Below are 11,879 nucleotides of genomic sequence, written 5' to 3'. Positions count from 1 at the left end.
GCCAGATCGGCCAGATCGCGTACACGGCATCGAAGGGCGGCGTGCACGCGATGACCATCACCGCGGCCCGCGACCTCGCCCAGGTCGGCATCCGCGTCAACACCATCGCCCCCGGAATCGTCGACACCCCGATGCTCGCCGGCGTCACCGAGGAATACCGCAAGGGCCTCGAAGCCAGCGTCCCGTTCCCCTCGCGTCTCGCACAGCCGGCGGAGTACGCACAGCTCGTGCAGATGCTCGCCGAGCACGACTACCTCAACGGCGAAACCATCCGCATGGACGGCGCAATCCGCATGGCGCCGCGGTAAGGGCATCCGGGTTCCGGCAGCCCCGATTTCAGGCTCCGGCGCGCAAGGATTCGAGGGTGGGGATTTCGAGGTCCGCGCGGTCGGTCATCCACTCGCGCAGGACTTTCGTGGCTTGGACGTCGTCTTCGTTGTAGACGAGTAACCGTTCGCGCTGACTGAGGTCGGGTTCTCCGTCGTAGCCGACGGCGTCGCGGTACCAGCCCATGGACGCCTCGCCGCCGGCTTCGTCGTCACGCCAGGTGAAGCCGGCGACGGGGGCGATTTTCTTCAGCCCTTTGCCGCCGGGGCAGATGAATTGGTCGCTGACTGCCTGGTAGATGTCCACCCATTGTTCGCTGTCGATGAATTCGCGGATCTCGGCCTCGGTGGGAACGCCGGGTACGGCGCCGAAGCGTCGGGCAGAATCAAGAAGCCACTTGTCCTCGGCCTGGCGCGAATAGCAGTACGCAGCAAAGGTTTTACCGCGTTCGGCGGCGTCACGGCGCTTGCCCATCAGCCAGCCCCAGAATTCCGCGAACGATCGACCCTCGTCGACGGTCGGCAGCGGATCCCACGTGACGAATCCTCGGTAGACCGGGGGCTGCCCTCCCTGCTCGGTGAGCAGCGTGCCCCACAGGTAGGCGCCGTGCTCCTGATAGCTCTCCATGTCCACGTCGACCTCGACGTCAGCGCGGTGGACCGTCGTTCTCTCGGTCCGGCGCAGAAGCGGAACATCCGCGCGCCACGCCGTCGCTGCGGCAACGGCGTCGTCGAAGCTGCCGAACGGCCAGTCCTCCGGTTCCGGTCCGGTCCAGTCGGCGAGGTCGTCGATGGTGAAGACGCCGTGCTCGCGCAACACCTCCGCACGCATCCCCGACGCCACCAGCGACACGTCGCGGTTGGCGGTGAGCTGCGGTTTGCAGTCCGACCACCATGAGCACGACCGACACTCGCTCACCTGGGAGGGCACGGTGAAGCTCTCACCCCGCGCGACGGCGAGACGGTCCGCGAATCGTGAATCGTATTCTGCGAACACGGTCTCGAGGTCGTGAACGAGGATGCACTCGGCGCGATATCCGATTGCACCGCCGAGTGCAGTGGGAGAGGCGAGGCCTTCACGTTCGAGCATTCGGTAGAGATGCGCGAGGCGCAGTTGGTCCCGCAGCTGACTGCGAACCTTGCGGGTCTCGTCGACGCTCGGTGTCCATCGGTCGAACGGAGTGGTGGTCGCTCCCCGGCCGGGGTCGGTGACCTTGTGGTTGACGACGATGACCGGGATGTATCCGGCACCGGACGGATCGAGCATCAGCATCTCGCTGCGGCCGCGTCGACCGTGCTCGTGATCGAGGGGAAGCACGGCGTTCCAGATCCAGCGGGCCTTGCGCCTGCACGCCGCCATCGTCATCTCCGACGCCGACCTGGCGTCGGGGGCGTCGATCTCCGTCCACCCGGATTCGGTGGCTGCGAAGGCGGCACGGGTGGCCTCCCGGTGGGCCGCCGCGGCCTCACGCCGTTGCCGGACGCCGGGATTCTCCGGTTCGTCGCGCTGCAGCGCGGAGTAGGCCGTGTCCAGGTACAGCCGGTGACGGCACCGCGTCAGGGACCCGGCGTCGATGAGTACCGACGACCGCATTCCGGCTGACCGTGTCGCCGCGACAGGCTGGCTGTTCACAGTTGATGAGCCTATGTCCCCCCACCGACACGCCCCATGCGACCCACCGCTGCGTCAGCGATAGGCTGTGTGTCAGCCAGCGCGAATACCGCGCCCGAACCGTACCGAAGCTGACGTTAGGGGCCTTGTCGATGGGGTTGTTCCGCAAGCGCAAGGGTCGTGCCACTCGTAAGGCCGAGGCCAAGGCGCTCAAGCACAAGGCAACACTCGAGGCCAAGCTCGGAGCGAAGAACGAGCGCAAGCAACTGAAGTCCATCGCGAAGGCACAGAACAAGCTGAGCGCGGTCGAGGCCAAGTCGCAGAAGAACGTCGAGAAGGCGCAGATCAAGACACTTCAGGCGCAGCAGAAGGCAGCGCTGCAGGGGTCGTTCAACGCGGCTCAGGTGCGCAAGTACATCTCGATTGCACGGGTGTTGATCCCCGTTCTGACGCCCATCGTCTACCGCGGCGCTGCGGTCCTGCGGAACCGTCTGGACGAGCGCAAGGCAGGCAAGCTGGGCGTCAACCCCGCCGAGCTGAGCGAGTACAGCGGCTACGGCGCGAAGCTGAGCGCACGTATCGCCGGTTCGGAGAAGTCGCTTGCCCAGGTCACGGCCAACAGCTCCGACGCCGAGACCCGCAAGTTCTCCGACGCGATCTCCCAGCGCCTCACGGATCTGGGTACCGCGGTGCGGACGTCGGAACAGATGCCTCCCGCACGTCGCAAGGCTGCGCACAACGCCATCTCGGCCGAGCTGGACGGCATCGAAGCCGACCTTCTGGCTCGTCTCGGCGTTCGGTAGTACCTCCGGTTCCATGAGGTCGCCCGATGCTTCGCTTCGCGGCGGAGCTGTCGGCGCGACGACGGTGTCGCTGTCCGTGGCAGCGCACGGGTGGGCCGACGGCGGGTATCCGTCGGGCTCCGCGGCTGTGCTGGTACTGATCGTGGGCCTCGGGATCGGCGCCGTGTCCGCTGTGCCGCGGTCCGGCCGCGCGACCGTGCCCCTGCTTCTCGCGGGGATGGTGCTCGGCCAGTTCGCGTCGCACGTCGCCCTGGTCGTCGGCGACCCGCACGCGATGATGCACGGCCATACCATTCTGCCGAGCCCGGCCATGGCTGCATTCCACGTTGCCGCATCGACGCTGGCTGCGGTGTTGGTGTGCGCGGCCGAGCGGCTGTACGGGCCCATCACCGCCGTCGTCCGATCGGTACTGGACCCGCCGCAACGCCTCGCCGTTCCACCCGGGCTGGCCGTCGAGATCTCGAGCCCAGTACCCCGTGCACCATTCGAGTTCACGACATCCATCTCGAGACGTGGCCCGCCGACGCCGGCGTGACTCTCCGATCATCTCTGCCACATCGTCTTTCGAGAAAGTACCCATGCCATGAACAGCTTCGTTCGTCGTGCCTCGATCATCGCAGGCACCGTGTCACTCGCCCTCGTCGTCGGAGCGGGTGCAGCCTCCGCACACGTGACGGTCGCCGCGCCCGACGCCGCGCAGGGCGGCTACGCCGTCCTGACCTTCCGCGTCCCCACCGAATCCGACACCGCCGCGACGTCGTCGGTCCGGGTCGAACTACCGGGCCTCAATTCCGCACGCACTCAGCCCATTCCGGGGTGGACCTCGGTCGTGGACAAGAACGCCGAGGGCCTCGCCACCGCGGTCACGTGGACTGCGGGCCCGGGCGCCGAGGTGCTTCCCGGCCAATTCCAGCAGTTCCTGCTGTCCGCGGGTCCTCTGCCCGAGGAAGACACCGTCAGCTTCCCGGCCGTTCAGACCTACAACGACGGCGAGGTCGTCGAGTGGACCGAAGAACCGGCCGCCGACGGTAGCGAGCCCGAGTACCCGGCGCCGTCGCTGACGCTCGCAGCCGCCGGTTCCGACGGACACGGCGGTCACTCCGTCGATTCCGCCGCGGCGTCGGATTCGACGGAGACAGCACAGAGTTCCGATTCCGACACGACCGCCCGGTGGCTCGCCGGCGGAGCCTTGGTACTCGGAGCTCTCGGTGCCGCACTCGGCATCGGCGCGACTGTGCGAGGACGCCGGTCATGAGGAAACTGATCGTCGCGGTGCTCGCGATCTCGGCACTGCTGATCGGCGCACCCACAGCATCCGCCCACTCGGTGGTCACCGGATCGAACCCGGCCGACGGATCCGAGATCGCGTCCGGCCCGGCGCAGGTGTCGATCTCGTTCAACGAGGTTCCGCAGTCGCAGTTCGCGACCTTGAACGTCGTCGGACCCGACGGCAACCTGTGGTCCAAGGGCGACCCGCGCATCGAGGGACAGAGCATCGTCGTCGACGTCGGCGAACTCGGACCGGTCGGCGAGTACACGATCGCCTATCGCGTGACGTCGGCCGACGGTCACCCCATCAGTGGGACACTGGGATTCACGTTGACCGCGGAAGGATCCGGCACGCCGGGCGCCGCCGCATCCGCCGCCACGGAGGGTGAGTCCGACGACGGCAGCGGCGGGGGAATTCCCGTCTGGATCTTCCTCGTCGCGGGTGTCCTCGTCTTCGCAGGCGGACTCGCCTACGCGTTGCGCAAGCCGAAGGACAAGTAGCTGAACGCGTTCCGCCGGTGGTGGGTGCTCGCCGCGGGGGCGGCGGGCATCGTCGGGGTGGGGCTGGCATGGTTGCTCGCCCACCCCGACGGCCCCGACCCGTCGTCGGTGCTCCGTGTCGTCGCGGACTGCCTCGGCGCGACGATGCTCGGACTCGCGCTGCTGCGCACGGACCTGTTTCCGGATCGATCGAAGCCTTCGGTGTGGCGTACCGCCGTCGTCGTCGGCGGGACGTGGACCGCGGTGGAAACGGCACTGCTGGCGACGGCAGCAACCGAGTCGTTCGGGGGCGGTATCGCAAGATTGTCGGTGTCGAACTTCGCGACGTTCCTGACCGACATCACCGTCGGGCAGTTGGGTGTGGTGACGATCCTCTGCACCGCCGCGGCAGTGACGTATTCGCTGTTCGCGTATCGGACGGCACCACCTTCGGCGCCGATGCAGCGGCGTCGGCGCGATCTGTCCCCGGTACCCGTCGTCGTCCTCATCGTCGTCGCGCTCGTGGCGCGTCCCGTCACCGGGCACATGTCGCAGCAGGTCCTCGGCGCGTTGTTCGTGTCCGTGCACACCGTGGCGGCGTCGGTGTGGATCGGCGTTCTGGCCGCGATGGCCCTGACCTTGCGTGCCCGGGGCGCCTGGGCCGCAGTGTTGCCCGTGTATTCGCGCCTGGCGTGGTGGTCGGTGTGGACTCTCGCCGTGAGCGGAACCGTCAACGCTGCTGTGAAACTCGGTGGTCTGCCTGCCCTGTTCGACACCGGATACGGCCGTATCGTCCTCGGCAAGACCGTTCTTCTCGTCGTCCTCGTGGTGCTTGCCCGACGGTTGCGCGCGACCTGGCTGGTGTCGGTGGCCGCGCATCGCACGAAGGCCGACGAGTCGACCGTGCGTGCTGCTCTCCACGTCTGCGTGCTTGCTGTCGCGTTCGGTTCGGCTGCGGCTCTGGCAACGACGGCGTAGTCCTTCACGCCCCGTCCACTTCGCGTTTCCCGCGGCGACCGACTCGCGTCGTTCGGGACGGTCACGATGTCAGCTTCGTCGTTCGTCAGGAGCTTGTCACGTGATACCTTTTCGCCGCCCGGTCGTGGGCGTCCTCGTTTCGATTGCCTCGATAGCTGCGCTGTCCGCGTGCTCCGAGCCTGCCGACCCGGCTGTCGACAGCACGGAGTCCAGCGGCGGGACCCTCACGGTGTACACCTCCGAACCGCAGGCGAAGATCGACGCACTCAACGCGGAGTTCACTGCTGCGAATCCGGACATCGAGGTGCAGGTCTACCGTGCCGGCACCGGAGATCTCAATGCGCGCATCGCTTCCGAGCGTGAGACGGGTTCGATCGGCGCAGATGTGCTCCTGGCTGCGGACGCACCGACGTTCGAGGGGTACAAGGACGAGAACCTGCTGCTCCAGTACACCCCCGCGGACGTGTCCGCGTTGAACCAGGAAATCGTCGATCCGGACGGATATTACGTCGGAACCCGCATCATCCCCACGGTGATCGCCTACAACACGGGTGCCGTGTCGGAGCCGCCGACGTCGTGGCAGCAACTCGCCGACCCGAAGTACAAGGGGCAGATCACTCTTCCCAATCCGGATGTCTCCGGTGCGGCGGCATTCAACACGGCGGTGTGGTTGAACGAGGAGTCGCTCGGTCAGCCGTGGCTCGAAGGCCTGGCCGCGAACGAACCGATCGTCGCCGAGAGCAACGGTCCCGTCGGGCAGTCCGTTGCGGCCGGCACTCAGCCGATCGGGATCGTCGTCGACTATCTGGTTCGCGAACTGGCGGAGAAGGGTTCGCCCATCGCGCTCGAGTACCCGACGGACGGTGTTCCGTACATCTCCCAGCCTGCGGGCATCTTCGCCGATTCGAAGAATCAGGACGCGGCGAAGAAGTACGTCGACTTCCTCGTCAGCAAGCAAGGCCAGGAACTCGCGGTCGAGCAACAGTACCTTCCCGTGCGCGGTGACGTCGGAACCCCCGACGGCGCACCGGCTCTCGACGATCTGAACCTGCTGAACCCCGATCTCGCCGAGATCACGGCATCTCAGCCCGAGGCGGTCGAGAGGTTCAACGAACTTGTCGGGTAACCCCTATGTGAGTGGTCTGGTGTCCCTCAGACTGCTCCTGTGGGTCGTGGTGTCGGTGTCGATCCTGGCGCCCATTGCTGCCGTGGTATCGATCGGGCTGGGCGGCAACCATGTTCGTGAACTGATCGACGGCGGGATCGTCCACGCCGCCGTGAACAGCGTCGTGTCGGCGGGACTGTCGGCATTGTTCGCCGTGGTGATCGCCGTCGCGATGGCCCTGCTGCTCGACCGGACGGATCTTCCCGGTCGCTCGGTGCTGCGGCTCGTCCTGCTGTCGCCGTTGCTGATTCCGCCGTTCGTCGGGGCGATCGCGTGGACCGGCCTGCTCGGGCCGAGCGGGATGATCAACAAGTTCTGGGCCGAACGGTTCGGCGGACCACTGTGGAACGTCTACGGCGGAGACGGCGTGGTCTTCCTCCTGACCATCCACTCCTATCCCATTGCGTACTTGATCGTCGCAGCAGCACTGCGCCGCATTCCCGGTGACCTCGAAGAGGCTGCGCGGATGTCCGGGGCACGCCCGCTGCGCGCACTGACGTACGTGACATTGCCGTTGCTTCGGCCGGCCGCGGTCGCGTCGTTCACGTTGGTTGCGGTCTCGAATCTGGCGGATTTCGGGATTCCCGCCCTCGTCGGACTGCCGGACCGGTACGTGACGTTGTCGACGATGGTGTACCGGTTCATCCAATCGGGAACCGTCGCACAGCCGTTGGAGGTGGTCTCGGCCATCGGCATCGTCCTGTTGCTGCTGGCAGTGGTCGCGGTTGCGGTGGACCGAGGACTCAGCCGCGGCAGTGCAGCTCTCGACGGACCGGTCACTCCCCCGACTCGGCTCGCGCTGGGGCGCAGCCGGTCGGCGGTGGGCGTCGCCACCTGGCTTCTCGCACTAAGTATCACGGCCCTGCCGATCTTCGCGCTCGCCACCCAGGCATTGCTGCCCGCGCCCGGCGTTCCCCTGACGTGGGCCAACCTCACTCTCGATTCCATCGTCGCAGCCGTCACTGCCCCTGGAACGGTTGTCGGTATCCAGAATTCGCTGATGCTGGCGATCGGCGCCGCGGTGATCTGCGGAGTGGTCGGCCTGACTCTGGGTGTCGTCACGACGCGCACCCGCTCACGGGACAATACCGGCCTCGACCTCGTCGCGATGCTCCCGCAGGCCATACCGGGCCTGGTCATCGCAGTCGGATGGCTGATCGTCGGACGTTGGACCGGCCTGTTCGACACCCGCTGGGTGATCCTGTGCGCTTACGTCATGGCGTTCCTCGCGATCGTCGTGCAGGCCGTCCGAGCGCCGCTGCTCTCCACGCCGCTCCAACTCGAAGAGGTCGCCCGCTCCTCCGGCGCCTCACCCGCACGAGCCTTGTACGACGTCTCGTGGAAGATGACGATTCCCGCTGCCACCTCCGGTGCCGTTCTGGTGGGCTTGACGGCGGTGCGCGAGCTCACCATGTCGGTTCTCCTCGTCGCCCCCGGCACGCAGACCCTCGGAGTGTCGATCTTCAACCTGCAGCAGGCGGGCGACTACAACGCGGCATCGGCCCTGTCCCTTCTCGTCGCCCTGGTCGGGATCGCCGGACTCGGCCTCGTCGCGGGTGTCTCCGACCGAAAGAAGAATGCCTGATGTCCGCCATCTCCCTCGATGCCGTCGACCTCGAATATCCCGGTGGCGCCGTCGGTCTGCGCGGCATCGACCTCCGCATCGCCGACGGCGAATTCCTCGCCTTGGTCGGTCCGTCCGGCTCCGGTAAGACGACCCTGCTGCGCACGGTCGCGGGATTTCTGACGCCGACGTCGGGCACCATCACCATCGGCGGCGACGTCGTCGCAGGTGGGCGTCGCCCGATCGCACCCGAGCATCGCGGACTGGGCATGGTGTTCCAGCAGCACGCTCTGTGGCCGCACCGCACCGTCGGGAAGAACGTCTCCTACCCGTTGGAGCTCGCCGGGATGTCGCGCTCGGATCGCAAGCGGCGTGTGAGCGAAGTCCTCGAACTCGTCGGCCTACCCGGTCTCGAATCGAGAGATCCTTCGACGTTGTCCGGAGGTCAACGGCAGCGAGTTGCCTTGGCGCGGGCTCTGGCGAGGACGCCGCGGGCACTGTTGCTGGACGAGGCGCTCTCCGCGCTCGACGAGCCTCTGCGCGACCGACTCAGACTGGAACTTCGCTCGCTGACGCGCGCCGCCGGACTGACCGTCATCCATGTCACGCACGACCGGAACGAAGCCTTGGCGCTGGCCGACCGTGTCGCGGTGCTCGACGGTGGTTCGATCGCGCAGATCGGCACCCCTGAGGAACTGGTGCAGCAGCCTTCCTCGGCGTTCGTCGCACGGTTCCTGTCCGACGCCAACATCATCACCGGCGTCGTCGACGGCGGCAGATTCCACGCCGACGATCACCCGCTGGAAATAGTGCTCGACGTCGTCGAAGGCGCTAGGCAGGGCCGTGGAACGTTGACCGTCATGCCGTCGGACATCGCCCTCGGTCCAGGTTCACCTCACGACTGTGGCGCAGGCGTGATCACGTCGTCTCTGTTCGGCAGGGAGGCAAGCGACGTCGTCGTCGACTCGCACGGGGTCGACTTCCGCTGCTCGGTGCGCGGTCCGCGCCCCGCAGTGGGCGACGGCGTCATCATGACCATCGAGCGCGGAATGTTCACGCCGACTTCGGGGTAGTCCCTACCGTCGCACGCGGTGTCGATCGGATTGTCCGTTCTCGCCGTCGGTGTGACCCACGAGATAGGTAAAATAGTTGTTTACCTCATCTATTTATCTATATGGTTGCGGACAGCAAGTAATTGACTCGAACCGTTGGAGCCCTCATGGCAGTAAGAACTACCACCGCGGAAGCGTTGGTCGAAGAGGTATTTCTCTTCGGTCGTGCGCTGAAGCGGGCCGTGACCACCGGAGATGAGGAGTCACCCCTGCCGCAGGCACTGACCGGAGTTCTGGCCATCCTCGCGACGGAGGGTGAATGCAGACAGACCGACCTCGCCAACAGGCTCTGCGTCAGCCAGTCCGCCCTCAGCCGGCAGATCGCAGACCTGGTGGATCTCGGATACATCGACCGAACGCCCGATCCCGACGACAAACGCGCATCACGCGTGCGTGTCTCGTCCCACGGCGGCGAGAAGCTCAAGGTCATCTGGGACCGTCGCGCGAATCGACTGCGCGAGATGTTGAGCGACTGGAGCGAAACGGAGGCGCTGGCCGCCCTCGATTCGATTCAGAAACTCAACAACACATTCAACGAAGACGCGCAGGACACAGCGCACTTGAAACTGATTGCGAGATAGAACAATGTCAACCACCGAAGCTCCGCCCAATATTCAACAGGCCGATCCCGACGCCATGTCCCACCGGCAGATCCTCGAGGCCCTCACCGGACTGCTCGCCGCGCTGTTCACCGCGCTGCTGAGCACCACCATCGTCTCGACGGCACTGCCCACCATCATCGGTGACCTACAGGGTTCGCAGACCGCATATTCCTGGGTCATCACCACCGCTCTGCTCGCCAACGCAGCATCGACGCCCATCTGGGGCAAGCTCGCCGACCTGTTCAACAAGAAGGTCCTGGTCCAGAGCGCGATCGTCATCTTCGTCGCTGGTTCGCTCATCGCAGGCTTTGCACACAACGTGCCACTGCTGCTCGTAGCCCGTGTCATCCAGGGCATCGGCATGGGTGGTCTGACGGCACTCGTCATCGCCATCATCGGCACCATCGTCTCCCCGCGTGACCGCGGCCGTTACTCCGGTTACACCGGCGCTGTCATGGCTGTGTCCATGTCCGGCGGACCGATCCTCGGCGGCGTGATCGTCGACAGCCCCCTCGGCTGGCGCTGGTGCTTCTTCGTCTGCGTTCCGCTGGCCGTCATCGCCCTCGGACTGCTCCAGAAGACGCTCCACATCAAGACCGAACGCAAGGAGAACGTCTCCATCGACTGGCTCGGCGCGCTCCTGCTCACCGCGGGCGTCTCGGTCCTGCTGGTCTGGGTTTCGTTCGCAGGCAAGGCGGACTACTACGCATGGATCTCCCGTGAGACCGCCTACCTCGTCGGCGGCGGAGTTCTGCTGCTCGTCCTGACCGTCATCGTCGAAGCCAAGGCCAAGTCGCCGATCATCCCGCTGAAGATCGTCACCGAGCGCACCACCGGCCTCGCCATCATCGCCTCCATCGCAGTCGGTGTCGGCCTGTTCGGCGCCACCACCTTCCTCGGCCAGTACTTCCAGACCGCACGCGGCTACACCCCCACCGAAGCCGGACTGCTTTCCATCCCACTGGTGTTCGGAATGCTCGTCGCCTCCGTCGGATCCGGCCAGCTCATCACCAAGTTCGGAAAGTGGAAGCCGTTCATCGTCACCGGATCGGTACTGCTGGTCATCGGATTCCTGCTTCTCGGAACCATCGACCACGCAACCAGCCTGTGGACCGTCGGCGTCTTCATCACCATCGTCGGACTCGGAACCGGCATGTTGATGCAGAACCTCGTTCTGGCAGTCCAGAACACGGTCAGCGTCCACAACATCGGCGCAGCGTCGTCGACCGTCGCGTTCTTCCGCACCTTCGGTGGCGCGATCGGCGTCTCGGTTCTCGGATCGCTCCTCGCGACCCGCGTCGCCGAGAAGTCCGCAGCCGGCCTCGCCCAGCTGGGCGTGGACAGCTCCGGAAGCGCAGGCGGAGGATCACTCGACCTGAGCTCGCTGCCCGCACCGATCCTCGCCGTCGTCCGCACCGCCTACGGCGATGCCACCGGACGGATCTTCATGATCGCCGGATTCGTCGCCATCGTCACGCTGCTCGCGGTCATCATGATCCCGAACCGCCCGCTGCGTAAGACGATCGACTTCGCCCAGGCACCTGTCGAAGGCGAAGAGACCATCGAGGTCCCGTCCTTCGGTGACACCCGCGAGTACGTCGCAGCAGAGCTCGACGGAACCGGGCGCCACGAAGCACCAGCAGGTTCGGCACCGTTCGAGGGCCTCAGCACCGATGCACGTGATCGACTGCTGAACCTCCTGCTCCCCGAACCCAAGGACACCCTCGAAGCACTCGACGAAGCCGAGGCCATCCGCGCCGAAGTCGTCGCACTGCAGCAGGAACTCGACGCGAAAATGCTCGACTTCGACGCCGTCTGCGAGCGACTCCGTCGCCTCGGACTCAGCGAAGATCAAATAGCCCGAGTACTCGGCGACGCACACGTCCCTGATCCTCATCAGCACTACGTCAACTCCGGACTGAACGGCCACAGCGTCAACTAGTTCGACAACACGAAAGAGCCCGCACA

12 protein-coding genes are annotated in these 11,879 nt (G+C 66.0%); 11 read left to right on the top strand and 1 reads right to left on the bottom strand.

The features are described 5' to 3' along the window. Positions 1 to 308, top strand: a 308-nt coding sequence (locus tag H292_RS0118340; protein WP_020112328.1) for an SDR family oxidoreductase, incomplete at its 5' end; no start/stop codon positions are given. Positions 309 to 336: 28 nt separating this feature from the next. Here H292_RS0118340 and H292_RS0118335 read toward each other — a convergent pair. Beyond that, on the bottom strand, positions 337 to 1,920 hold the full coding sequence (locus tag H292_RS0118335) for a TM0106 family RecB-like putative nuclease (protein ID WP_033189567.1): 1,584 nt from the start codon (positions 1,918 to 1,920) through the stop codon (positions 337 to 339). A gap of 170 nt (positions 1,921 to 2,090) precedes the next feature. Between H292_RS0118335 and H292_RS0118330 the strand changes: the two genes are divergently transcribed. The 10 genes from H292_RS0118330 (at position 2,091) to H292_RS0118285 (ending at position 11,853) form a co-directional block, all read left to right on the top strand. Continuing rightward, positions 2,091 to 2,741: a DUF6474 family protein gene (locus H292_RS0118330; protein WP_020112326.1), complete on the top strand. Its 651-nt coding sequence runs from the start codon at positions 2,091 to 2,093 to the stop codon at positions 2,739 to 2,741. Positions 2,742 to 2,754: 13 nt separating this feature from the next. Continuing rightward, positions 2,755 to 3,276 carry a hypothetical protein gene (locus tag H292_RS0118325; protein ID WP_020112325.1) on the top strand — a complete coding sequence of 174 codons (522 nt, stop codon included), beginning with the start codon at positions 2,755 to 2,757 and terminating at the stop codon, positions 3,274 to 3,276. A gap of 48 nt (positions 3,277 to 3,324) precedes the next feature. Beyond that, on the top strand, positions 3,325 to 3,996 hold the full coding sequence (locus H292_RS0118320; protein WP_020112324.1) for a YcnI family copper-binding membrane protein: 672 nt from the start codon (positions 3,325 to 3,327) through the stop codon (positions 3,994 to 3,996). Then, complete coding sequence (locus H292_RS0118315; RefSeq protein WP_020112323.1) at positions 3,993 to 4,511, top strand: copper resistance CopC family protein; 519 nt, start codon at positions 3,993 to 3,995, stop codon at positions 4,509 to 4,511. Before H292_RS0118320 ends, H292_RS0118315 begins: the two co-directional genes overlap by 4 nt. 24 nt (positions 4,512 to 4,535) lie before the next feature. Further along, on the top strand, positions 4,536 to 5,468 hold the full coding sequence (locus H292_RS0118310) for a CopD family protein (protein WP_020112322.1): 933 nt from the start codon (positions 4,536 to 4,538) through the stop codon (positions 5,466 to 5,468). 100 nt (positions 5,469 to 5,568) lie between these two features. Continuing rightward, entirely contained in the window at positions 5,569 to 6,594 is a 1,026-nt protein-coding gene (locus H292_RS0118305; RefSeq protein WP_231383870.1) for an ABC transporter substrate-binding protein, read from the top strand. A gap of 7 nt (positions 6,595 to 6,601) precedes the next feature. Continuing rightward, positions 6,602 to 8,218, top strand: a complete 1,617-nt coding sequence (locus H292_RS0118300) for an ABC transporter permease (RefSeq protein ID WP_020112320.1) — start codon at positions 6,602 to 6,604, stop codon at positions 8,216 to 8,218. After that, positions 8,218 to 9,270: an ABC transporter ATP-binding protein gene (locus tag H292_RS0118295; protein ID WP_020112319.1), complete on the top strand. Its 1,053-nt coding sequence runs from the start codon at positions 8,218 to 8,220 to the stop codon at positions 9,268 to 9,270. The genes H292_RS0118300 and H292_RS0118295 overlap by 1 nt, the downstream gene beginning before the upstream one ends. A 146-nt stretch (positions 9,271 to 9,416) precedes the next feature. Beyond that, positions 9,417 to 9,890, top strand: coding sequence for a MarR family winged helix-turn-helix transcriptional regulator (locus H292_RS0118290; RefSeq protein WP_020112318.1), 474 nt, complete (start codon positions 9,417 to 9,419; stop codon positions 9,888 to 9,890). A gap of 4 nt (positions 9,891 to 9,894) precedes the next feature. Next, a complete protein-coding gene (locus H292_RS0118285) occupies positions 9,895 to 11,853 on the top strand; it encodes an MDR family MFS transporter (protein WP_019667058.1) in 1,959 nt (652 codons plus the stop codon). Positions 11,854 to 11,879: the final 26 nt, after the last annotated feature.

The organism is Rhodococcus sp. 114MFTsu3.1 (assembly GCF_000383555.1).
Classification (GTDB): Bacteria; Actinomycetota; Actinomycetes; order Mycobacteriales; family Mycobacteriaceae; genus Rhodococcoides; species Rhodococcoides fascians_E.
This window is presented reverse-complemented; position numbering and strand designations above follow the sequence as displayed.

Bases quoted from the DNA above. Each gene is read 5' to 3' on its own strand.
- H292_RS0118330 (WP_020112326.1), top strand. From the start codon at position 2,091: ATGGGGTTGTTCCGCAAGCGCAAGGGTCGTGCCACTCGTAAGGCCGAG.
- H292_RS0118325 (WP_020112325.1), top strand. From the start codon at position 2,755: ATGAGGTCGCCCGATGCTTCGCTTCGCGGCGGAGCTGTCGGCGCGACG.
- H292_RS0118320 (WP_020112324.1), top strand. From the start codon at position 3,325: ATGAACAGCTTCGTTCGTCGTGCCTCGATCATCGCAGGCACCGTGTCA.
- H292_RS0118315 (WP_020112323.1), top strand. From the start codon at position 3,993: ATGAGGAAACTGATCGTCGCGGTGCTCGCGATCTCGGCACTGCTGATC.
- H292_RS0118285 (WP_019667058.1), top strand. From the start codon at position 9,895: ATGTCAACCACCGAAGCTCCGCCCAATATTCAACAGGCCGATCCCGAC.
- H292_RS0118335 (WP_033189567.1), bottom strand. From the start codon at position 1,920: ATGCGGTCGTCGGTACTCATCGACGCCGGGTCCCTGACGCGGTGCCGT.
- H292_RS0118290 (WP_020112318.1), top strand. From the start codon at position 9,417: ATGGCAGTAAGAACTACCACCGCGGAAGCGTTGGTCGAAGAGGTATTT.
- H292_RS0118295 (WP_020112319.1), top strand. From the start codon at position 8,218: ATGTCCGCCATCTCCCTCGATGCCGTCGACCTCGAATATCCCGGTGGC.